General features: G+C 63.0%; 13 protein-coding genes, 2 tRNA genes and 3 rRNA genes. 4 read left to right on the top strand and 14 right to left on the bottom strand.

The window, feature by feature from the left end; all coding sequences use genetic code 11:
• Nucleotides 1-16: 16 nt before the first annotated feature.
• The gene (locus ACCQ15_RS21110) at nt 17-646 is read left to right on the top strand and encodes a thymidine kinase (RefSeq protein WP_005917020.1); all 630 of its coding nucleotides are present in this window, start codon (nt 17-19) and stop codon (nt 644-646) included.
• A gap of 428 nt (nt 647-1,074) precedes the next feature.
• A complete protein-coding gene (locus ACCQ15_RS21115; RefSeq protein WP_014091510.1) occupies nt 1,075-2,319 on the top strand; it encodes a GAF domain-containing sensor histidine kinase in 1,245 nt (414 codons plus the stop codon).
• A gap of 166 nt (nt 2,320-2,485) precedes the next feature.
• Here ACCQ15_RS21115 and ACCQ15_RS21120 read toward each other — a convergent pair whose 3' ends face one another.
• The 8 genes from ACCQ15_RS21120 to ACCQ15_RS21155 form a co-directional block, all read right to left on the bottom strand.
• The gene (locus ACCQ15_RS21120; RefSeq protein ID WP_218197015.1) at nt 2,486-4,087 is read right to left on the bottom strand and encodes an OpgD/OpgG family glucan biosynthesis protein; all 1,602 of its coding nucleotides are present in this window, start codon (nt 4,085-4,087) and stop codon (nt 2,486-2,488) included.
• 68 nt (nt 4,088-4,155) lie between these two features.
• Entirely contained in the window at nt 4,156-5,133 is a 978-nt protein-coding gene (locus tag ACCQ15_RS21125) for a DUF4380 domain-containing protein (protein ID WP_218535601.1), read from the bottom strand.
• Nucleotides 5,134-5,824: 691 nt separating this feature from the next.
• A complete protein-coding gene (mutM, locus tag ACCQ15_RS21130) occupies nt 5,825-6,640 on the bottom strand; it encodes a bifunctional DNA-formamidopyrimidine glycosylase/DNA-(apurinic or apyrimidinic site) lyase (protein ID WP_008571924.1) in 816 nt (271 codons plus the stop codon).
• 775 nt (nt 6,641-7,415) lie between these two features.
• Nucleotides 7,416-7,530, bottom strand: a 5S ribosomal RNA gene (gene rrf, locus ACCQ15_RS21135).
• A 127-nt stretch (nt 7,531-7,657) separates the two neighbouring features.
• Nucleotides 7,658-10,538: ribosomal RNA gene (locus ACCQ15_RS21140) — 23S ribosomal RNA — on the bottom strand.
• 227 nt (nt 10,539-10,765) lie between these two features.
• Nucleotides 10,766-10,842: transfer RNA gene (locus ACCQ15_RS21145), tRNA-Ile, on the bottom strand.
• Nucleotides 10,843-10,860: 18 nt separating this feature from the next.
• Nucleotides 10,861-10,936 (bottom strand) — tRNA-Ala (locus ACCQ15_RS21150).
• 95 nt (nt 10,937-11,031) lie between these two features.
• Nucleotides 11,032-12,578 (bottom strand): 16S ribosomal RNA (locus ACCQ15_RS21155).
• The 16S, 23S and 5S rRNA genes sit together here with 2 tRNA genes alongside, the layout of an rRNA operon.
• 742 nt (nt 12,579-13,320) lie before the next feature.
• Here ACCQ15_RS21155 and ACCQ15_RS21160 point away from each other — a divergent pair.
• A complete protein-coding gene (locus ACCQ15_RS21160; protein ID WP_029820608.1) occupies nt 13,321-14,502 on the top strand; it encodes a benzoate/H(+) symporter BenE family transporter in 1,182 nt (393 codons plus the stop codon).
• Nucleotides 14,503-14,576: 74 nt separating this feature from the next.
• Here the strand turns inward: ACCQ15_RS21160 and bphP are convergent, their stop codons facing one another.
• From bphP to ACCQ15_RS21190, 6 genes are all read right to left on the bottom strand, one after another.
• Nucleotides 14,577-16,481, bottom strand: a complete 1,905-nt coding sequence (gene bphP / locus ACCQ15_RS21165) for a bacteriophytochrome BphP (protein WP_372381043.1) — start codon at nt 16,479-16,481, stop codon at nt 14,577-14,579.
• A complete protein-coding gene (locus ACCQ15_RS21170; RefSeq protein WP_008573226.1) occupies nt 16,478-17,071 on the bottom strand; it encodes a biliverdin-producing heme oxygenase in 594 nt (197 codons plus the stop codon). The genes bphP and ACCQ15_RS21170 overlap by 4 nt, the downstream gene beginning before the upstream one ends.
• A gap of 99 nt (nt 17,072-17,170) precedes the next feature.
• Nucleotides 17,171-18,436 (bottom strand): TCR/Tet family MFS transporter, encoded by a 1,266-nt coding sequence (locus ACCQ15_RS21175; protein ID WP_029820605.1) that lies wholly within the window; start codon nt 18,434-18,436, stop codon nt 17,171-17,173.
• Nucleotides 18,437-18,885: 449 nt separating this feature from the next.
• Nucleotides 18,886-21,048 (bottom strand): lytic murein transglycosylase, encoded by a 2,163-nt coding sequence (locus ACCQ15_RS21180; protein ID WP_372381045.1) that lies wholly within the window; start codon nt 21,046-21,048, stop codon nt 18,886-18,888.
• 175 nt (nt 21,049-21,223) lie between these two features.
• Nucleotides 21,224-21,430: a hypothetical protein gene (locus ACCQ15_RS21185; RefSeq protein WP_031425161.1), complete on the bottom strand. Its 207-nt coding sequence runs from the start codon at nt 21,428-21,430 to the stop codon at nt 21,224-21,226.
• A 184-nt stretch (nt 21,431-21,614) separates the two neighbouring features.
• Nucleotides 21,615-22,001, bottom strand: coding sequence for a YchJ family protein (locus tag ACCQ15_RS21190; RefSeq protein ID WP_081711182.1), 387 nt, complete (start codon nt 21,999-22,001; stop codon nt 21,615-21,617).
• Nucleotides 22,002-22,097: 96 nt separating this feature from the next.
• Here ACCQ15_RS21190 and ACCQ15_RS21195 point away from each other — a divergent pair, with 96 nt between their 5' ends.
• Nucleotides 22,098-22,907: a sulfite exporter TauE/SafE family protein gene (locus ACCQ15_RS21195; protein WP_218505902.1), complete on the top strand. Its 810-nt coding sequence runs from the start codon at nt 22,098-22,100 to the stop codon at nt 22,905-22,907.
• The last annotated feature ends 15 nt before the right edge of the window (nt 22,908-22,922 follow it).

Here is a 22,922-nt window from a genome sequence, read left to right on the forward strand (position 1 = left end):
CCGTTAAAATCGCCCGATGGCCAAGCTCTATTTCTACTATTCGGCGATGAATGCCGGCAAAACCACCACCTTGCTGCAATCGGCGCACAACTACCGCGAGCGCGGCATGCGCACGCTGATCCTCACGCCCAAGCTCGACCACCGCGCCGGCAGCGGCGTGGTCGCCTCGCGGATCGGCCTGCGCGCGGACGGGCGTATCTTCGAGCGCGACACCGAGTTGCAGCAGCTGGTCGAACGCGACATCCACAACGACGGCGCGTTGCATTGCGTGCTGGTGGACGAAGCGCAATTCCTCAGCCGCGCGCAGGTCTGGCAGTTGAGCGAGGTGGTCGACCGGCTGCGGATTCCGGTGCTGTGTTACGGCTTGCGTACCGATTTTCGTGGCGAGTTGTTCGAGGGCAGCCAGTTCCTGCTGGCCTGGGCCGACGAGCTGGAAGAAATCAAGACCATCTGCCACAGCGGCAGCAAGGCCACCATGACCGTCCGCGTGGATGCACACGGGCACGCGGTGCAGGACGGCCCGCAGGTGGAGATCGGCGGCAACGAGCGCTATGTGTCGGTCAGCCGGGCCGAGTTCAAGAAGATCATGCGTGGCGAAGGCCGCATCGATCCGCTGCAGATCGCCTTGCCGCTGCCCGTCGCCTAGCGCCGGGGCCTGGTAACGCACTCGCGGCCATCCGCGCTGCCGTGGTGCATCCAGGACAGCACTGCCCCGGAGCAGCGTGTGCGCGCATCCTCGTTTGCGCTGCGATATCGCGCTGGAAGCAGGGGTTTGCACATCGCCGTTGGTCGTTCGCCAACACCAAACGCTCACCGCCGCACTGGCGCCAGCGGCTACAACCACACATCAGCACACGGTGCGGCACCGCGTTCGTCGACAGCCAGCCGCGACCGCCGGCCACGCTCTATACGCTTTTCAGGCGCTGCTAAACCCGTGCGGGCATGCGGTCACGCCGGCGTCGCGAGCGCCATCAGACAGGCGTATCGTGGCGCCTGTGAGACAGCGGCGCACCACACAACCGGGCGCAACCGCGGTCCTGTAAACTGGCAAGCGTCCACTCTTTGGAGGCACTCATGGATCCACTGCCTCCCGCATTGCGCGCCGATATCGCGCGTGTCGGCCGGCTCTCCTCGGTCGCCGACGTGTTGAGCGTGCTCACCCGCCTGACCGGGATGGGATTTGCCGCCGTCGCCCGCGTCACCGAAGCGCGCTGGATCACCTGCCAGGTGCACGATGCACTGTCCTTTGGCCTGCGTCCGGGCGACGAACTTCCGCTGGCCACCACGTTTTGCGACAGCGTACGGGTGAAAGGCAATGCGGTGTGGTTCGGGCATGCATCGGATGACCCGGTCTACCGCGATCATCCCTCGCCGCGGCTCTACGGCTTCGAGAGCTACGTCTCGGTGCCGATCAGGTTCGACGATGGCAGCGTGTTCGGCACCTTGTGCGCGTTGGATCCGCAGCCGCGCGTCATGGACGCACCGCTGGTGGAAAAGGTCGAACTGCTCGCACAGTTGCTGGCCGCACAGATCCAGGCCGAGCAACGCGCCGAAGAAAGCGCGCTGGAATCGCGGCGCGCCCGCAGCGAACTGGGCCGTGTTGGCGCCTCGGCGCGCTTGCGCGAAGAATTCATCGGCATTCTCGGGCACGACCTGCGCAACCCATTGCAGTCCATGCATGCGGTGGTGGATATGCTGTCCATCGACCAACTCGACCATCGCTACGGCAGTTCCATCCGCTCGCTGCAGCGTAGCCTGCGGCGCATGGAAGAACTGATCGATTTCGCCTGCGATTTCGCTCGCGGCATTGAACTCGATTGGTTGCAGCTGGACTATGGCGACGGGAGCGACCTGCTCGATGCACTCTCCCAGGTCGTGGACGAAACCCGCGCCGCCTACCCCAACCAGGTGCTGTCCACGCATGTGGCCATCGACGAGCCAGTGCACGGCGATGCGATCCGGCTGGCGCAGATGTTCGGCAGCCTGATGATCAACGCCGTCGTGCAAGGGCCGCAAAGTTCGCTGATCAAGGCGGTCGCGGTCACCGAACATGGCCGGCTACGCATCGAAGTCTGCAATCTGGATGGGATCGATCCACGGCGGCTGGATGTGCTGCACGCTTCCACCCATGTGCATACCGGCGGACGTGCGCTACCGGATGTCGATCTGGGCCTGCATATGGCAGCGCAGATCGCAAAGGCCCATCAAGGCGAATTACGCATCATCAGCGGCAAGGACGGCACCTGCTTCCGCGTGGAGCTGGCCTGCACACGTCCGCGCGGACGACTGCACCTGGTCGGCACCTCAGCGCCGGCCTGAGTGCGTGACGCAGCGCCCATCGTCCCGCAAACACGTCCACCAACAGATGGCGCCCCAGCCGCATGCTGCATGCAGCAGCGTCCCCTGGCGCCGCATTGCCGCATGCGACCGCGCTGGCCCCGCGATGCCCGCAACAAGCGTCGCCGGCCGCCCCGCCCGGCGCTTCTCAGTAAATCTTGCGCTCGCTCGGCGGCGGCGGCGTCCACTGGTACAGCCAGGTTTCGGTGAGCGGCTTGCCATTGGCGCGCAGATACAGGCGGATATCGATCTGCTGGGTGCCCTCGTCCGGCGGCACCAGGTCGAACATCGCCCGATAGCCCTTGAGCTCGTGCAGCGGGCGCGCCGACACGATTTCAGTAGTGCCGCGCGACACCTGCAACACCGCCTCCACTTTGGCCTTTGGGTCCTTTGCCAGCGCGGCCAGTTCGCCACCGGCAAAATCCACCGCAAAGCGCCAGGAGAAATGGCTGCGTTTTTGCCCGACGACGCCGCCGAGGCCGGTTCGGGTCGCCACGCAATGCGCCAACGGCGAGCTGGCCGGCGGCTGCGCGCCCCAGTACAGCCGGTAGCCCATCAGCAGTTCCTGCCCCGGCTGCGGCTTGGCTTGCGGGTTCCAGAACGCCACGATGTTGTCGAAGGTCTCGTCCACGGTCGGAATCTCGACCAGCTGCACCGAGCCCTTGCCCCAACCACTCTTGGGTTCCACCCACAGGCACGGGCGCTTTTCGTAAAACACGCCATCGTCCTGGTAATGGTCGAAGTTGCGGTCGCGCTGCAGCAGCCCGAACCCACGCGGGTTCTCGTCGACGAACATGTTGAAACGCAGATGCGGCGGGTTGCATAACGGGCGCCAGATCCATTCGCCGCCGCCGGTCCACATCGCCAGGCCATCGGTGTCGTGAATTTCCGGACGCCAATCCCAGTCCATCCGGTTATCGTTTTCGCCGACCTGGTACATGCTGGTGCACGGGCCGATACCCAGCCGCTCGATCGCCTTGCGTGGGTACAGCGCGCTGTCGATATCCATCAGCAGCACATCGCCATTGGTGATGGCGAAGCGGTACGCGCCGGCAACGCTGGGCGAATCCAGCAAGCCGTACACCACCACCGTGTCCGAATCGTCGGCCGGCTGCTCCAGGTAATAGGCGATGAAATCCGGAAACTCTTCCGGCCCGCCGGTACCGGTATCGATGGCCAGCCCGCGTGCCGACTGCCCATACTGGCCTTCCTTGCCGACCGCACGGAAATAGCTTGCACCCAGGAATGCCGAAAAGTCGCGGTCGGTGTCCTTGCGCGTGTTGAGCCGGAAACCGGCAAAGCCCAGATCCTTTGGCAATTGCTTGCCGCCCAGCCCGCTGCGGCCGTAATCGAATGCCGCCGGGTCGTAGGCCAGTTGCTGTGCCTTGCCATCGACGATGTCGTAAATGTGCACCGGGGTATGGAAATACAGTCCCAGGTGGAAGAACTTGGCCTGGAATTTGCCGTTGCCATCGGCCCACAACGCGTGGTCCTGGCGATAGCGGATGGACTGATACTGATCCCAGTTCAGCGCCTCGAGCGGCCCCGGCAATACCTGCTTGTGGCTTTTATAAGGCGCCTTCGCCAGCGCGCGCGCCTGCCCTTTCAACCAGGCGTAGTCGAAGGGTTGCGGTTGCCCGAGTCGACGCAGACCAACGGCCTTGGCCGCCAGCGCCCACTGCGGCAACGTCGGCAAACCGAGCGCGGCCAATGCGGCAGCAGCATTCTTCAGGAAGTGGCGTCGTTGCATGCGCATCGATCTGGTCAGGGAATGGGCGACATCATAGCCACAGCCCGGCATCGACGTGAATTCGCATCTCAGCGAGGCGCAGGCGGCGCATCGCACGCATTGGCCAGCGCCAGCGCGTTGGCCTGGCTGCAAAGGAACCGCCGCTGCGCCTGTTCCTCATCCGGCCCGCTATAGCGCAGCAGCGTCCACTGCTCCTGTGCCTGCATTTGCGCACCTGGCGCAAGCTGCCGATACGGCGCGTGCACCTCCATTTCCAGCAATCCCTGTTCCGGATGCCGGGGTGGCGCATCCAGATACAACTCCACCTGGCCTTGCTCGGGATGGATCGCCGACAGCGGTTGATGCGCGAAGCGAATCACCAAGACCTGCCCGCCTGCGAACCCGGCCATCCATCCTGCCGACGGCTGCAGCAATAGCTTGCCGCGCTGGATCAATTGGTCTGGACGCGTATCGGCGCGCAGCGCGAGCAGGCCGCGCTCATGCTGATAGCGCGGCGCAATCGTGCCGGGCTCGCGCGGCGGCTGCAGCCGGATATCCGCAGCAGCGGCAACGGGCACAAACACCCGCGTCGTTGCCGCAACCCGCGTATTGAACCAAAGATCCCAGGCAATTGGCTGCGCGCGGATATTACGTGCGCTGGCCTGGATGTCGACGGTATCCGCACGCGCTGCAGAACGTTTGATCTGCTTGCGCAATTGCACCCCGGTCAGCGGGCTGGGCACCCCTTCAAATTCCACCACGTCATGACGACGCATGCTGACGCGCGTCTGCGCCAGGGACAGATACGGATCCGGCGGCCACACCGCGGCCGCCGCCTGACGCTCGTGGTTGAGCTGCTGGTGCAACCACCACTGACTCTGCGGCCCGACCCACACATCATGGCCGAAATAGGGAATATCCCCCGCAGTGGCCGACACCTCGGGCGCAGGCTGTTGCTCCACTGCCGCACCGACCTTCAACACGTTGGGCTGGCCGCGCAGATGGAACGACAGCACGCGCCCGCCAAATGCCGGCGTGACGCTCAGCTCTATCGCGTTGGTCTTCAACTGGAGACGCTCTACGGCAGCTGCCGCGCTCGAAGAGGGCGTCATCGCGCCGGTCGACGGCATCGCTACCAGCGCACATGCACCGATAAGGATCAGAGGAATGACAAGCTGTCGGGGGCTGGACATACAGCGCTTCCACATGAGGACCTCACGATTGTGGCCCGCCGCCTACCTGGACACCAGGACACCGCTGCTCGCGGCTGCTTGCTGTACCTCCGCTGGAGCTCAGGTGCGATGTCGCACTATGTTTGCCTGGAGAACTGGCCACGCAGGGCGCTGAGCACTCTCGAGGGACTCGAGCACAAGAGGGTTTCCGTGCGGTCGGCACATGCGCCCGGACGTGCAGGTTGGAGCGCACGTCCGATGCCGGTATCCAGAGCGAGCGTAACGATCGCGAGAATTCTTGCAGCTAGCTGGCCGCTTTACGGGTGCGGTACAGCAATCGATTCAGTAGTCTCGGGCGGCCCGACCGCATGCGTCGCAACCAGCCAGTGCATGCCGAAAGCTACGGTGCCCAAGAGAGCCGCGTCGACCGTCACAGCATTGCGCAGAGCAGACGCGTGTAGCACGCCCGCAGGCGAGCCATATGGAGAGTTGCTCGGAGTCGCTTTGTTGTGACTTGCGCGGCAACGATCGTGACACGATCGCGAGAGTACCAGTGCTCAAACACCGCGTCGGCGCGATATCGCGCTTATCGCTGACAGCTCCCGCACCACACCGTGGCGCGTTGACCAATCGTCGCGTGCTTCAACACCCGCCCACATTGCTTGCAGGCCTCGCCTTCGCGCCCGTACACAGAGAGTTCCTGCTCGAAATAGCCAGGCGCACCATCCGGGCTGATGAAGTCGCGCAAGGTAGTCCCGCCGCGTTGGATGGCATACGCCAGGATGTCTTTCACTGCGTCAGCCAGACGCCGATACCGCGCCAGCGACACTTTTCCCGCCTCGCGCAGCGGACTGATTCCCGCCCGATGCAGGCTTTCGGCAGCGTAGATATTTCCAACCCCGACAACCACGGCCTGATCCATCAAAAAGGTTTTGACGGCGGCACGCCGCCCTTGTGCCAGTGCGTGGAGATAATCGCCAGTAAATGCGTCCGATAATGGTTCTGGACCAAGCGCAGCGAGCAACTCATGGGTTTGTGTGCCGGATTGCCACAGCAGGCAGCCAAAGCGACGCGGATCGTTGAAGCGCAGCACGCGCCCGTTCTGCAGACTGATATCCACATGGTCATGCGCCCGCGGCAGGGTGTCGCCTGGCAGCACCCGCAGACTTCCGGACATCCCCAGATGCAACAGCGCGCTGCCGCCCGCATCTGTATCGATCAACAGATATTTCGCGCGTCGGCGCACGTTGGTAATGGTAGCGCCGGGGAGCAAGCGCTCAATCTGCTCGGGAATCGGCCAGCGCAAATCGGGCCGACGCAGGATCACGCCATGGATCCGCTGCCCAACCAGATGCGGCGACAGGCCACGCAACGTCGTTTCGACCTCGGGCAACTCGGGCATCAGCGCATCCAACAAGCGCCGGTCACATACCGGCAAGGCAGCTAATGGGGTCGAAACACTCAAATGCAATCAATGCGCCGCTGCCGGCGTGCCATCGCTGGTCTATCCCCGCCTTGCCCGCCTGATAGAAGCGCTACTTACACGTCATACCGTGAACTGAAGATATCGGCTCATGATTCGTTTCGACGTGACCTGCTGATCTTTCGCAGCGGCGGCCCTTGCGTTTTTGGCTCGCATCTACGCGTCCTTCGACTGCACGGCGTGGAGCCGATCAATGGCGCAGCGATGTAATGCTGAGCCCTGCGTTGGCGATCCAGTTTCTGGGACTGGATGTGTGAAACATCTGCCTTGCGTCTTGTCTCACCAAGGATGTGGGACCCATCACTGATGCGTGATCGATCCGCTCCAGGCCGTTCTTTGTATCGAGGATATGCGCACTAGGACGTCGGCCGAGCGAGGCTGTCATGGGCGATGTCTGTTATCGGCTCCAGCCATTACCGCACCCGTGCATCTGGCATTGGCCAGGCAGGTTATTTGGCCAACAGATGGATCGCGCCCCTTTTCTCCAAGAGATGGGCGCGTGGCGTGTGTGGCAAGGCTTGGTGCCAGCGTCCTGACGGGCTACTGGCCCCGGCGGTACTGCACGCACAGCACGACATCGGTACCGGTCGGCAAGCGGGGCGGAATGCAAGGCGCATTTACGCGCGGCGCAGCCCAGCGCTTGCGCAAAAAAGAAACCCTCAGTCCGTTTGGACTGAGGGTTTCGGGGTAAAGCCCCTGGCGATGACCTACTCTCGCATGGCTTGAGCCACACTACCATCGGCGCAGCTGCGTTTCACTTCCGAGTTCGGGATGGGATCGGGTGGTTCCACAGCGCTAATTTCACCAGGGAGACGGTTGGAGCGTCGCCATCCAAGAAACGGATTAAGGCGCCCAGTCTCGCAGAGTTAACTTGTGACGTAGCTTGCATTTGATGATCTACCAACGTTCGTTGGGACCAAGGCAACTTGAGGTTATATGGTCAAGCCGCACGGATCATTAGTATCAGTTAGCTCAATACATTGCTGTACTTACACACCTGACCTATCAACCACGTAGTCTACATGGTTCCTTTAGGGGGCTTGTGCCCCGGGAAGTCTCATCTTGAGGCGCGCTTCCCGCTTAGATGCTTTCAGCGGTTATCGCTTCCGAACATAGCTACCCGGCAATGCCACTGGCGTGACAACCGGAACACCAGAGGTTCGTCCACTCCGGTCCTCTCGTACTAGGAGCAGCCCCTCTCAAACTTCCAACGCCCATGGCAGATAGGGACCGAACTGTCTCACGACGTTCTGAACCCAGCTCGCGTACCACTTTAAATGGCGAACAGCCATACCCTTGGGACCGACTACAGCCCCAGGATGTGATGAGCCGACATCGAGGTGCCAAACACCGCCGTCGATATGAACTCTTGGGCGGTATCAGCCTGTTATCCCCGGAGTACCTTTTATCCGTTGAGCGATGGCCCTTCCATACAGAACCACCGGATCACTAAGACCTACTTTCGTACCTGCTTGATCCGTCGATCTTGCAGTCAAGCACGCTTATGCCTTTGCACACAGTGCGCGATGTCCGACCGCGCTGAGCGTACCTTCGTGCTCCTCCGTTACTCTTTAGGAGGAGACCGCCCCAGTCAAACTACCCACCATACACGGTCCCTGATCCGGATAACGGACCTAGGTTAGAACGTCAAGCACGACAGGGTGGTATTTCAAGGATGGCTCCACTGCAGCTAGCGCCACAGTTTCATAGCCTCCCACCTATCCTACACAGACGAACTCAACGTTCAGTGTAAAGCTATAGTAAAGGTTCACGGGGTCTTTCCGTCTTGCCACGGGAACGCTGCATCTTCACAGCGATTTCAATTTCACTGAGTCTCGGGTGGAGACAGCGCCGCTGTCGTTACGCCATTCGTGCAGGTCGGAACTTACCCGACAAGGAATTTCGCTACCTTAGGACCGTTATAGTTACGGCCGCCGTTTACTGGGGCTTCGATCAAGAGCTTCGCCTTGCGGCTGACCCCATCAATTAACCTTCCAGCACCGGGCAGGCGTCACACCCTATACGTCCACTTTCGTGTTTGCAGAGTGCTGTGTTTTTGATAAACAGTCGCAGCGGCCTGGTTTCTGCGACCCTCTTCAGCTATAGCTCGCACGAGCCACCAAAAAGGGTGCACCTTCTCCCGAAGTTACGGTGCCATGTTGCCTAGTTCCTTCACCCGAGTTCTCTCAAGCGCCTGAGAATTCTCATCCTACCCACCTGTGTCGGTTTACGGTACGGTCTTCGTGAGCTGAAGCTTAGGAGCTTTTCCTGGAAGCGTGGTATCAGTGACTTCGCCATAAAGGCTCGTCTCGGTGCTCGGTCTTAAAGGATCCCGGATTTGCCAAAGATCCAAACCTACCGCCTTTCCCCGGGGCAACCAACGCCCGGTACACCTAACCTTCTTCGTCCCTCCATCGCACTCACGCGAGGTGCAGGAATATTAACCTGCTTCCCATCGACTACGGCTTTCGCCCTCGCCTTAGGGACCGACTAACCCTGCGTCGATTAACGTTGCGCAAGGAAACCTTGGGCTTTCGGCGTGCGGGCTTTTCACCCGCATTATCGTTACTCATGTCAGCATTCGCACTTCCGATACCTCCAGCAGACTTCTCAATCCACCTTCGCAGGCTTACGGAACGCTCCTCTACCGCGCATAAAACAAGTTTTATGCACCCCAAGCTTCGGTTCACTGCTTAGCCCCGTTAAATCTTCCGCGCAGACCGACTCGACCAGTGAGCTATTACGCTTTCTTTAAAGGGTGGCTGCTTCTAAGCCAACCTCCTGGCTGTCTATGCCTTTCCACATCGTTTTCCACTTAGCAGTGAATTTGGGACCTTAGCTGTGGGTCTGGGTTGTTTCCCTTTTCACGACGGACGTTAGCACCCGCCGTGTGTCTCCCATACAGTCCGTCTCGGTATTCGGAGTTTGCAATGGTTTGGTAAGTCGCGATGACCCCCTAGCCATAACAGTGCTCTACCCCCGAGAGGATACATATGAGGCGCTACCTAAATAGCTTTCGAGGAGAACCAGCTATCTCCGGGTTCGATTAGCTTTTCACTCCTAATCACAGCTCATCCCCGTCTTTTGCAACAGACGTGGGTTCGGGCCTCCAGTACCTGTTACGGCACCTTCACCCTGGCCATGACTAGATCACCCGGTTTCGGGTCTACTGCCCGCGACTATGCGCCCTTATCAGACTCGGTTTCCCTTCGCCTCCCCTATACGGTTAAGCTTGCCACGAACAGTAAGTCGCTGACCCATTATACAAAAGGTACGCAGTCACTCTTGCGAGCTCCTACTGCTTGTACGCACACGGTTTCAGGATCTATTTCACTCCCCTCTCCGGGGTTCTTTTCGCCTTTCCCTCACGGTACTGGTTCACTATCGGTCGGTCAGGAGTATTTAGCCTTGGAGGATGGTCCCCCCATATTCAGACAGGGTTTCACGTGCCCCGCCCTACTCGTCTTCACTGGAGTGGCCCTTTTAAATACAGGGCTATCACCTTCTATGGCCAATCTTTCCAGATTGTTTTTCTAAAGCCATTCCAGCTTAAGGGCTGCTCCCCGTTCGCTCGTCACTACTTAGGGAATCTCGGTTGATTTCTTTTCCTCCGGTTACTTAGATATTTCAGTTCACCGGGTTCGCTTCCAGCAGCTATGAATTCACTGCAGGATACTGCCGAAGCAGTGGGTTTCCCCATTCGGATATTGCCGGATCAAAGCTTGTTGCCAGCTCCCCGACACTTTTCGCAGGCTACCACGTCCTTCATCGCCTCTGACCGCCTAGGCATCCACCGTGTGCGCTTATTCGCTTGACCATATAACCCCAAGTTGCCTCAGGGTCACATGCCGTGTTGTGTGGGGTACAAAGCCACCAACGCGAACATACGACTCAATTATTTAGGGACTCGAAGTCCCCGCCTTAGCCTCAACGACACGTTTAGATAGATATCTCAAACGCTCGCTACGTCACAAGTTATAAAAGAACATGTCTCAGCCTCAACGCTGAGCCATATAAATTCTTAAGTGTGCACTACATTCAGAGTGGTGGGTCTGGGAGGACTCGAACCACCGACCTCACCCTTATCAGGGGTGCGCTCTAACCACCTGAGCTACAGACCCAAAGTCGTTTCACTCAAATGGTGGAGCCTGTCGGGATCGAACCGACGACCCCCTGCTTGCAAAGCAGGTGCTCTCCCAGCTGAGCTAAGGCCCCATGATGGGACTTTCGCATACCGGCCTGTGCCGATACGCATCTCTGAATGCAGGTAATTTGTGAGGACGCCCGACAGGACGATGACGTCATGCTCAAAAGGAGGTGATCCAGCCGCACCTTCCGATACGGCTACCTTGTTACGACTTCACCCCAGTCATCGGCCACACCGTGGCAAGCGCCCTCCCGAAGGTTAAGCTACCTGCTTCTGGTGCAACAAACTCCCATGGTGTGACGGGCGGTGTGTACAAGGCCCGGGAACGTATTCACCGCAGCAATGCTGATCTGCGATTACTAGCGATTCCGACTTCATGGAGTCGAGTTGCAGACTCCAATCCGGACTGAGATAGGGTTTCTGGGATTGGCTTGCCCTCGCGGGTTTGCAGCCCTCTGTCCCTACCATTGTAGTACGTGTGTAGCCCTGGTCGTAAGGGCCATGATGACTTGACGTCATCCCCACCTTCCTCCGGTTTGTCACCGGCGGTCTCCTTAGAGTTCCCACCATTACGTGCTGGCAACTAAGGACAAGGGTTGCGCTCGTTGCGGGACTTAACCCAACATCTCACGACACGAGCTGACGACAGCCATGCAGCACCTGTCTCACGGTTCCCGAAGGCACCAATCCATCTCTGGAAAGTTCCGTGGATGTCAAGACCAGGTAAGGTTCTTCGCGTTGCATCGAATTAAACCACATACTCCACCGCTTGTGCGGGCCCCCGTCAATTCCTTTGAGTTTCAGTCTTGCGACCGTACTCCCCAGGCGGCGAACTTAACGCGTTAGCTTCGATACTGCGTGCCAAATTGCACCCAACATCCAGTTCGCATCGTTTAGGGCGTGGACTACCAGGGTATCTAATCCTGTTTGCTCCCCACGCTTTCGTGCCTCAGTGTCAGTGTTGGTCCAGGTAGCCGCCTTCGCCACGGATGTTCCTCCCGATCTCTACGCATTTCACTGCTACACCGGGAATTCCGCTACCCTCTACCACACTCTAGTGATCCAGTATCCACTGCAATTCCCAGGTTGAGCCCAGGGCTTTCACAACAGACTTAAACCACCACCTACGCACGCTTTACGCCCAGTAATTCCGAGTAACGCTTGCACCCTTCGTATTACCGCGGCTGCTGGCACGAAGTTAGCCGGTGCTTATTCTTTGGGTACCGTCAGAACAATCGGGTATTAACCGACTGCTTTTCTTTCCCAACAAAAGGGCTTTACAACCCGAAGGCCTTCTTCACCCACGCGGCATGGCTGGATCAGGCTTGCGCCCATTGTCCAATATTCCCCACTGCTGCCTCCCGTAGGAGTCTGGACCGTGTCTCAGTTCCAGTGTGGCTGATCATCCTCTCAGACCAGCTACGGATCGTCGCCTTGGTGGGCCTTTACCCCGCCAACTAGCTAATCCGACATCGGCTCATTCAACCGCGCGAAGCCCGAAGGTCCTCCGCTTTCACCCGTAGGTCGTATGCGGTATTAGCGTAAGTTTCCCTACGTTATCCCCCACGAAAGAGTAGATTCCGATGTATTCCTCACCCGTCCGCCACTCGCCACCCATAAGAGCAAGCTCTTACTGTGCTGCCGTTCGACTTGCATGTGTTAGGCCTGCCGCCAGCGTTCACTCTGAGCCAGGATCAAACTCTTCACTTAAAATTACATGCCCGAAGGCAAATACTTTAGCTGCAGAAGTCCAACCACTGGCAACTTATCGCTTGCAAAGCAATTAATATGTTGCTTGATTAAACGTCTGCAAGATGGACAATCATCCTTCCTGCAGGCGTCCGCACAAATTACCTGCGCACACTGTCAAAGAACATGGGGAAGTGGCCTCAGCGCCGTTCCCGTCAGCTTCGTCGTTTCCGTCGAAGCGAGCCGCCCATTATAGCGGACTTTTTCTTGCCGTCAACACCTCATTTGGAGGCGGTTGACGCTGCTTCGTTTGAACCCGAAGGTTTTCTGCGAAGCGAGCCGGCCATATTAGCAGGCTTTTCATCCTCGTCAACCCCTCGTGAAGAGGAAGTTGCCGCCGCTGCACTTCAATCCGCCGTAGCGTCTTTTCCGTGTAGCGAGCCGCCCATCATAGCCGGCTTTTTCGTTTCGTCAACACCTTGTGATGTTGCCGATTCGCCTCGTTCGTTGTTGCGATGCTTCGAGAAGCGCCGCCGTCTTGAGCGAGGCCGCGCAGTTTATCGAGACCACGCAGAAGTGCAAGCACTTTTTGACACTGACATGACATCGACCTGTATCCACGCGGATACGGCACGCGATTGCGCACTCTCACCACGTCCCGCACGCATGCATGCTCGTTGATCGACACCCGGAGGCGTAACGGTGCGGTATCGATCGCGGGATGGCTCGATGAAAATGCATGTACCAGACAGAGAGCGCCCTCATGCCCGCTTCCCGCAATCTGCTTCGCGATCTATCCCTGCCCGCGATTGCCGCCGGGTTTGTCACCGTGCTGGTGGGGTTCGCCAGCTCTGCGGTGATCGTATTCGAGGCCGCGCGCCATCTGGGCGCCGACCAGGCGCAAATTGCATCGTGGATGTGGGCACTGGGCATCGGCATGGGCGTGACGTGTATCGGCTTGTCGCTGCGCTACCGCGTGCCGGTGGTCACGGCCTGGTCCACGCCGGGCGCGGCGATGCTGATCGGCAGTGCAGCCGGGGTGCCGTTAGGCGAAGCGGTCGGTGCGTTTGTGGTGGCCGCGGTGTTGGGGATGGTGGCCGGGTTTTCGGGATTGTTCGAACGCGCGATCCGGCGGATTCCGGTCTCGCTTGCCTCCGGGATGCTGGCCGGCGTGTTGTTGCGCTTCGGCCTGGACATCTTTGTGGCGATGCAGAGCCAGCTGTTGCTGGCGCTGGCGATGTTGGCGACCTACCTGGGCGGGCGGCGCTGGTTCGCGCGCTATGCGGTGATTGCGACCTTGTTGGTGGGTATTGCGATGGCTGCCAGCGGCGGGCTGCTGCGGTTGGAGGCGGTGCAGTTGCAACTGGCCCACCCGGTGCTGGTAGTGCCGTCGCTATCGTGGGCGGCGCTGTTCGGCCTGGCGATTCCGTTGTTCGTGGTGACCATGGCCTCGCAGAACGTGCCGGGCGTGGCGGTGATCCGGGCGTCCGGCTATGCGGTGCCGATCTCACCGACGGTCGGCTGGATCGGTGCGGTCAATGCGGTGCTGGCGCCGTTCGGTGGCTTTGCGTTGAATCTGGCGGCGATTACGGCGGCGATCTGCATGGGTCGCGAAGCGCATGAAGATCCGGCGCGGCGCTACACCGCTGCGGTCAGCGCGGGCGTGTTCTACCTGCTGGTCGGGTTGTTCGGTGCGACCGTGGCAGCGGTGTTTGCGGCCTTCCCGCGTGAACTGGTGATGGCCATTGCCGGGATCGCGCTGCTAGGCACCATCGGCAATAGCCTGGCGGCGGCATTGCGCGAGGACAGCGAACGCGAAGCGGCGTTGATCACCTTTCTGGTCACCGCCTCCGGGCTGACGCTGGTCGGGATCGGCGCGGCGTTCTGGGGCCTGGTGGCCGGAACGATCACATTGCTGGCATTGCGGACGAAGCCAGCGCCTTAGCGTGCGTGCCCGCTGATGGAGCACCAAGTGCGGCAGACGCATGCGCTGGCCGCCTGCCGGTGATCGCAGCGCTCTTACTCCGGGTCGCGCAACTGCAGCAGCCAGTGCGCAGTGACGCCGCTGGGGCTGGGCAAGGGTTCGAGATGGAACTGGCGATACACCGGTGCACCATCGCGGGTGCGCAGCGGCAAGGTGACATAGGCGGCGCGACCCAGGCGTAGCGCCTCTTCGAACAGTTCGACCTTGCCACGTGCGGCATCGTCGGCCAGCAAAGCGAGGATGTCGCAACCGATCAACTCGGCCACTTCGGTCTGGCTGAGTTCGGCGAACGCCGGGTTGACGAACATCAGCCGGTGCGCAGCGGCGTTGGCGCCACGTTCGATGATGGCCACCCCGTCGCGCAGCCGCGACAGCGAGGCTTCGAGCAGGGTGAAATCCTGCTGGAAGCGCTTGCGTTCCATCAGTTCGATCAGCACGCGCAGGCTGCGCGCCGACTCCAGATGCAGCGGCGACCAGCGCCGTGCGCGGCCGCGTACGGTCTGCTGCCACAGATCGAAACTCTTGCGTGGCGACAGCCGCGAGTTGGGGATGTCCTGCAGCTTGGCCAGCTGCGGGTTGCCGGCCCATTTGACCTGCTGCACCTGCTCGCGGCGGGTCCACAACAGGGCGCTACGCGATTGCGGCATCAGCGGCACGAAGATGAAGCCGGCGGCCAGCGGAGCGAGGTCGGCCAGCTCAGGGAACACCTCGCCGATGGCGTCCACATGCAGGGCACCGACCGCATCCTCGCGCAGGGCGTCGTGATGCTCGGATTCGATGTGGTCGCGGATGCGGCGCAACGCCTCTGCATCCGGCACGCTGCCATGACGGCTGATTTCGTTGCCGTGGAAGATTGCCACGCCATCGGCGTCGACCACGTCCATCAGGTCCGGGGCCATGTCGGCGAGCATGTCCACGGTCAGGTGCTCGGCGTCGTTGAAGTCGGTGATCAGCTTTTCGCGGATGGTGAGCAGCACCGACTCCAGCCGCGCCCGCCCCACCGCCTGTAGCGCGCCGATGCGCCCGGCCAGCGCGCGGGTCAACGCATCGGTGGCATCGCGCATGGCATGGCTGGTGAAGTGCGGGCTGTAGTGGTGACAGGAAATCAGCCCCCAGAGCGCATCGTTGACCACGATCGAGGACACGAGGGTGGCGCTGACGCCCATGTTGGCCAGGTATTCCAAGTGCACCGGCGAGACGCTGCGCAGGCTGACATCGCTCAGATCCACCGGGGTGCCCAGGCGCGGATGCAAGGTGGGCTGGATCGGCGACGGCTGGTACCGCACATCGGCGATCTGGCGCACGCGGTTGCGCAGGTACAGCGCGCGTGCCTGCGCCGGGATGTCGCTGGCCGGGTAATGCAGGCCCAGATAGGCTTCCAGTTCGGGCTGGCGCGCTTCGGCGATGACGTCGCCATTCCACTCTTCGTCGAAGCGATAGACCATCACCCGGTCGAAGCCGATCATGCTGCGCAGGCCCTTGGCCGCGCGCACCGCCGCCTCGTTGATGCCCGCATCGCGCTCGATGCTGCGCAACAGCGGCAGCGCTTCGCGCAGGGTGACATCCATCAGGCGCGCGTCGCGCGGCTCGATTTCAATCAGCCATTGCTCCGGATATAGATGCCAGGCGGCCACCCAGGGATGATCGGTCGGCGCGCTGCGCTGCGGGAAGCGCACATCGGCGTGCAGCAGGTGCTGCGGTTGATCGTCTACTGCAAATGGTTGCGCATCGGGCAGTTCCAGCACCTGGGTGTACGGCATGCCCAGCAGGGCATCCATCGGCACGCCGAGCAGATCGGCGGCGGTGCTGCTGGCCTGCACGATGCGGCCATCGGCCGGTTCGATCACCAGCAACACGCCGTAAGGCTGGATCAGGCCGGGAATATGGATCGGTTCCCGCGCGCAGACATCCATATCCAGAGGTTCGGTGGACTGATTCACGGCTGTGGCTCCGCTGCGAGGCAGGTATGGAAGTGGGCGAACATGGCCTGCGCGCCGTCGATGGCGGCGTCGCGTGCGGATGGGGTGGCCAGGCGTCGGTCCAGCGCTGCCTGGAAGCGGCGCCAGCCGGCCGGGTCGTCGTCGGCCATCTCGAAATAGCGCAGGGCGCCGGCCAGCGCGGGCTGCTGCTTGCGCACGCTGCGTGCGATCACCCGTCCACCGAGCTGCGAGCCTTCGATGACGTACAACATGCCCCAGCGCGCGGCATCGTCGGCAGTGGCGGGCAGTGCGGCCGGCAGATCCGGTTGCTGGCCGAGCGCGCGCAGGTCATCGCGCAGTGCCGGCACCCGACGGCGGTAATGCCAGCCGTTGCCGACCAGGGTGGCCAGCCAGTTGCCGAGTTGCGCTTCGAAGCCGCTCAGCAAGGCATGGTGGCGGCGCAGGATCTGCACATAGGCGGCCGAATCGACCCGCCCCTGCGCTAACGCCTGCATCAGCGGCACTGCTTCGACCAGGCGATGGGCATCCTGGGTGGCGTGGCGCAGTGCGAGCGCAGCCGATGGCGGAACTGCCAGGACGTCGGAAACCATAGGAGCTCAAAGCGGTGCCGCGGCACGAAGGACACCAGCCTAGCAGTGCCTGCGCAAATCAGAAAAAGCAGACGCGAGCGCAAGCTGAATAGGTTGGCTTCACGGCTGCGCCGCGGGGCTGGTGCCGGCGCCGCGCGCAGCCCGTTTCCAGGCCATGCCCCAGCCTGCGGCCAGCAGCACAGCGGCCAGCAACCACGGCGCGCCCGGCAGATGCAGCGGTGCACCGCTGCCGATGAACCAGGCGAAGACATTGGCGAACAACAATGGACCGGCGATACCGGCCAGGCTGACCAGGCCGGTGAGCGCGCCCTGCACGCGACCTTGCGCGTCGGCGCCGACCTCACGGGTGATCAGGGCCTGCGCGGACGGTGCGGCGATGGCCCACAACGCACTGATCGGCACACCGATCAGGAAGGCAGTGCCGCTGTCGGCCAGCCCATAGATGATGAAGCCGATCACCCCGCAGCCCAGCCCCAGCAGCAACGCGCGGCGTTCGCCGAGCCGGCGCACCAGGCGGCCGACCAGCAACGCATTGACGATGATGCTGCAGACACCGACCCCGGCCAGCACCCAGCTCACTTCGCGCGGGCCCCAATGGTATTGGTAGCCGGCGAACAGCACGAAAATGCTGGGATAGACGTAGTGCGCCAAGTTGGCCAGGAACACCACCGACGCCAGGCCGAACACCTGCGGGTAGCGGCGCAGCAGTTTGAGCGCGCCCAGCGGATTGGCGTGCGACCAGTCCAGCCGCGCGGTACGACGTTCGGCGGGCAGCGATTCGGGCAGCACGAACCAGCCATACAGCACGTTCAACAGGGCAAGCCCGGCAGCAAACCAGAACGGCCAGCGCAACCCGATGCTGCCCAGCCAACCGCCGATCAACGGGCCGGCGACAAAGCCGATGCCGAAGGCGGCACCGAGCATGCCGAATGCGCCGGCGCGTTTGTCCGGTGGGGTGACATCGGCGATGTAGGCATTGGCGGTGGAGAAGCTGGCCGAGCACACGCCGGAGATGACCCGTGCCAGCAGCAGCATCGGCAGGCTGTGGGCAATGGCCATCAGGATGAAGTCCAGGCCCAGGCCCAGGCACGAGAGCAGGATCACCGGGCGGCGACCGAAGCGATCGGAGAGCGCGCCCTGCAATGGCGAGCAGACGAACTGGATGGCAGCGAACAGGAAACCGAACCAGCCGATCCAGCCGGCGGCCACCACGTAGTCGCCGCCGGTGAAGTGGCGCACCAGATCCGGAAGTACCGGAATGATCACCCCGAAGGACAGCACGTCGATCAGGACGGTGATGAAGATGAAGATCAGCGCGGCGCGGCGGCGCCCGGGGACGGGAGCGGAATCGGGAGAGAGGGACATCGCGCGGCGCAGTTGGGCGAAGCGGCGAGTGTAGCGGTGGATTGAATGGTGGGGTTGGGGTGGGCTGTCGTCTGATGCGCCCAAGGTCCCCCTCTACTGAAAGCCCCTCTCCTGCGGGAGAGGGGTTGGGTGAGGTACGGGGCGAAGCGACATGTGCGCTCGGCCTCCACCAGGCTTCGCGCCTACCCTCATCCGCCCTGCGGGCACCTTCTCCCGATGGGAGAAGGGAAAGCCTGTACGTCCTGTGCAAGACCCGCGGTGAGGGTACGGCGAAGCATTCGTGTCGTTCCAACTGCGCTAGGCTTCGTTCGTACCCTCATCCGCCCCTTCGGGCACCTTCTCCCCCATAGAGCAGGGCAATGTCCCGGTGGAAGAAGCGAGTCGTTGCTGCTGCTTTCGTATTCTGAAAACAGCGTGGGCTTTGCCCGATCGGGAGGCGATTGTTGCGCTTACTCGACGCTGATGGTCTGGGTCAGGGTGTGGCTGGCGCCGGGAGCGAGTTCGATCACGTCCGGGCCGGCATTGGCCGCTTCCAGGCAGACGTAGTCGCGCCAGCCCTCGCCCACGTCGGCCATCTGCTTGCCGGCCTCTTGGCCCGGGTTCCAGGCCACCAGCGAGCGGCTGCCTTCGGTAGCGATGACGATGCGGCGGCCGAGCACCGGGTCGGTGAGCGTGTAGCGGCCGCCGGCATTGGTGTAGATGCGGTCGCTGCGGCCGGGGTCGCGTGGGTCGCGCAGGCTCCAGTCGCCTTGCTGGCGGTGAACGGTGGCGTAGTTCTCGTACTTATCGAGATAGTCCAGGCCGTCCAGGCCCTGCACGCTGACCTTGAGCGCGTCGCCGACACGGAAATAGTTGTGCAGCGCCTGGGTGAAACGCACCGGGGCGGCGCTGGTGTTTTCGGTGATCAGGCGTTGCTCCAGCGTGCGGCCGATGCGCAGGGTCATGCGCAGGCGCAGCGCCAGGTCGTCGAAACGCGGCGGGGTGAGCGTGAGCACCACGGTGCCGTCGTCTTCGCGGCGGCTTTCGGTGAGTTGCCAGGCCACGGTGCGCACGAAGCCGTGGGCGGGGACGTCGCCGGTCTGGTCCTGGCGGCCGAAATACGGCCAGCACACCGGCGCGCCGCCGCGGATCGGGGTAGGCGGTTGCTTGGCAATGGGCGAGAGCCACATCACGTCCTGTCCGCCCTTGGGCACGAACGAGAGCAACTGACCGCCGAACAGGCTGATGGCGGCGGTGGAGAACGGGGTGTCGATTAGCAGCGACGGAAACCCGTGGAAATCGCCTGTGGTCAGGCCGGTGGTGTCGGACATGGGGGATGCCTTGTGGACGCTGGGGGAGTGGGCGAAGGCCGGGTATGCGGCCGGCAGCTTGAACGCGGTGGCGCGCATGGCGGCGGCGCCGGTGACCGTCGGGGCGGCGCGCAGGGCGGTGAGGATGCGTTGGCCGGGGCGGCCGTCGGCCGGTTGCAGGCCCAGGCGGGTCTGCTCGACCTGGATGGCGCGGCGGGTGGCACTGCCGACCATGCCGTCGGCCTCGCCGATCTGGTAGCCACGGGCGAGCAGCAACTGCTGCAGTTCGCGCCGTTCGGGCCGGCCCAGGCCGGGATCGTCGGTGGGCCAGGCCGCGATCAGGCCGGGGCCGCCACGCAGGCGATCGGCGAGCAGGGCGATGGACAGTGCGTAACTTTCGGCGGCGTTGTAGGCATAGATCGCGTCGTAGTTGCCAAACACCAGGAACGCCGGGCCAGTGGCGCCGGCCGGCAGCAGCAAGGCGGCCGGCGTTTCTGCCGGCAGTCCGGTCGGTGCCAGCGGTGTGCCGTCGGTGCCGAGCAGGCCGGCGCGTTGCCAGGCCTGCAGCGGTTGGCGGCGGGTGCGCCCGGCCTTGCTGGCGTCGAAGCCCCGCGGCAGGGTGACTTCCATGCCCCACGGACGGGCACGTTCCCAGCCGGCCTTGACCAGGTAGTTGGCGGTGGAGGCCAGTGCATCGGGAATGCTGGTCACCAGATCGCGGCGGCCGTCGCCGTCGCCATCCACGGCGATGCGGGCGTAGGTGGAGGGCATGAACTGGGTTTGCCCGAACGCACCGGCCCAGGAGCCGGTGAGTCCGTCCGCCGACAGATCGCCTTGCTGCAGCAGGCTGAGCAAGGCGAGGAATTCGCCGCGAAAGAACGGCTGGCGGCGGCCTGCGCACGACAGCGTGGCCAGCGACACCAGCAGCGGGCGCTTGCCGGTGACACGGCCGTAATCGCTCTCCACGCCCCACACCGCCACGATGGTGGCCGGGTCCACGCCGGTCTGTTCGGACAGGCGGGCAAGCAGCTCGCGGTGGGTAACTAGCATGGCCTGGCCGTCGCTGACACGCTGGCTGTCGACCAGGCTGGTCAGGTAATCCCAGATGGGCGTGGTGAATTCGGGCTGCGCATCCAGCAGCGGCAGCACGCTGGGATCGGGCGCCAGCCCGGCGGTGAAGCGCTGAAAGCTGGCAGCGTCCACGCCCTTGGCAGCGGCCTGGGACTGCAGGCCAGCCAGGCAGCGGTCGAAGGCCGGATCGGCAGAGGCTGCCAGCGGCAGCAGTCCCAACACGAACGGCAATGCACGCCGGGCCAGCGTCATGGCGCGATGGCCGGCGGGTGGACAGACGTCATGCGGTGAGGTGCTCCTGCGCGGCAAGTCGAGCCGCCGAGCATAGCCAACCTGGAGGTCACAAGCGTGCAGAGGGCGATACGTGAGGCGTCCCTGGGTGGGGCCGGCGGCTCGGTGCGAGCGAGAGGCCGCCGGCCCGACAGGCTCAGCTGCCGTCGCCGGTGATCCCGGTCAGCATCGACAGGGCCGGCGCGGATGGGGCGTTGTCGGTCACTCGGCGGGGGCGGGCATGGCGCGGCGCATCGTGGCGCGGGCCGAAGCGAATCAGTGCGGTCGCCACGCACGCCGGCAGCACGATCGCGAACACGACCGCCGCCAGAAGCACCCACTGCCAGAGATTGAAGGTTGCCATGATCCAAGTCCCCCCGCGGCGGAGTTCGCCTGCGCGGCAAGCTTCGGCGATCGGCTGCGAACGCGGCGTCGACAAATGGCGGGCGTGAAGACCGTTCGTCGGGCTGAACAGGCCTGGCGGGCGGTGCATCGAGGGGCGCAGTTGGTGGCGACGTCGGGCTGGGGTGGGACGGTGGGCGTGGGTCTCAGCGCGCGTCGAGGTAGTACCAGTGACCTGCCTCGCGCACGAAACGGCTGTGTTCGGTCATGCGGACTGCGCTGCCGCCACCGATGCGATAGCGCGCCAGGAAGACCACCTCGGCCGTCTCGGGGCCGGTCTCGAGGGTGCGCTGCACGCTCAGGCCAAGCCAGGTGGTGCGCCCGCCTTCGTCCAGCGACAGCGCGGCCGGGCGCGTGGACGGATGCCAGCTGGCCAGCAGGTACGCAGCATCGCGGCGCACGTAGGCGCTGTAGCGGGCGCGCATCAACGTCTCGGCGTCGGGCGCGGCGGCACCGGCGTGATACGGGCCGCAACAACGTGCGTAATCGGCCGGGCGGCCGCAGGGACAGGGGTCGGTGGGTGTGGTCGGCATGCGGGGATTGTGCGGGATGGGATTGGGGATTGGGGATTGCATTGCGAAGCGGGACGCGGGAGCGGCGGCTATGCTGTCGCCCCCGTTGCGCGGAGCGTGGTCTTGCTGGAACTGATTCCCACCGAATTGCCGTGGCTGCTGTGCATTGCGTTCGTGGCCGGGTTGGTGGATGCGGCGGTCGGCGGCGGCGGATTGATCCAGCTGCCGGGCCTGTTTGCCACGCTGCCGCAGCAGGCGCCGTCGCTGATTCTGGGCACCAACAAGTTCAGTGCGATGTTCGGCACCGCTGCGTCGGCGTGGCGATACGCGCGCACGGTGCGCTTTCCGTGGCGGCCGGTGCTGTATGCCACCGCGGCGGCGTTTACGTTCTCGTTCCTGGGCGCGACCGCTGTCAGCCTGATGCCCAGGCAGGCGGTGCGGCCGCTGATCCTGGTGCTGCTGATCGCGATGTTGATCTACACGCTGATCAGGAAGGACTTCGGCGCGCTGCATCGGCCACGTCAGATCGGCCGGCGCGAACTGGCCACCGCGTTGGCGATGGGAGCGGCGATCGGCTTCTACGACGGGTTCTTCGGCCCCGGTACGGGCAGCTTCCTGATCTTCCTGTTCATTCGCTTTTTCGGGCTGGATTTCCTGCGCGCCTCGGCGGCGGCGAAGGTGGTCAACCTGGCCACCAACCTTGCGGCGCTGTCGTTCTTCTTGCCCAGCGGGCAGGTGATGCTGGCGATCGGCCTGCCGATGGCGGCGGCGAACGTGGCTGGCGCGGTGGCCGGCACACGGATGGCGTTACGTGGCGGCACGCCATTGATCCGCAAATTGTTCCTGGTGCTGGTGATCGTGCTGATCGGCAAGATGGGCTGGGATCTGCTGCACTCATCACTGGCACCCGCTGCCAACGCAGCGTAGTCGAAACGGCGACGC

Origin of the sequence: Xanthomonas sp. NCPPB 1754, from assembly GCF_041475725.2 — a bacterium.
In the GTDB taxonomy this organism is placed as follows: domain Bacteria; phylum Pseudomonadota; class Gammaproteobacteria; order Xanthomonadales; family Xanthomonadaceae; genus Xanthomonas; species Xanthomonas euvesicatoria.

Coding starts and splice junctions, on each gene's coding strand:
- ACCQ15_RS21110 (WP_005917020.1), top strand. CDS start 17: ATGGCCAAGCTCTATTTCTACTATTCGGCGATGAATGCCGGCAAAACC.
- ACCQ15_RS21115 (WP_014091510.1), top strand. CDS start 1,075: ATGGATCCACTGCCTCCCGCATTGCGCGCCGATATCGCGCGTGTCGGC.
- ACCQ15_RS21120 (WP_218197015.1), bottom strand. CDS start 4,087: ATGCAACGACGCCACTTCCTGAAGAATGCTGCTGCCGCATTGGCCGCG.
- mutM (WP_008571924.1), bottom strand. CDS start 6,640: ATGCCCGAGTTGCCCGAGGTCGAAACGACGTTGCGTGGCCTGTCGCCG.
- ACCQ15_RS21160 (WP_029820608.1), top strand. CDS start 13,321: ATGCCCGCTTCCCGCAATCTGCTTCGCGATCTATCCCTGCCCGCGATT.
- ACCQ15_RS21170 (WP_008573226.1), bottom strand. CDS start 17,071: ATGGTTTCCGACGTCCTGGCAGTTCCGCCATCGGCTGCGCTCGCACTG.
- ACCQ15_RS21175 (WP_029820605.1), bottom strand. CDS start 18,436: ATGTCCCTCTCTCCCGATTCCGCTCCCGTCCCCGGGCGCCGCCGCGCC.
- ACCQ15_RS21180 (WP_372381045.1), bottom strand. CDS start 21,048: ATGACGCTGGCCCGGCGTGCATTGCCGTTCGTGTTGGGACTGCTGCCG.
- ACCQ15_RS21185 (WP_031425161.1), bottom strand. CDS start 21,430: ATGGCAACCTTCAATCTCTGGCAGTGGGTGCTTCTGGCGGCGGTCGTG.
- ACCQ15_RS21190 (WP_081711182.1), bottom strand. CDS start 22,001: ATGCCGACCACACCCACCGACCCCTGTCCCTGCGGCCGCCCGGCCGAT.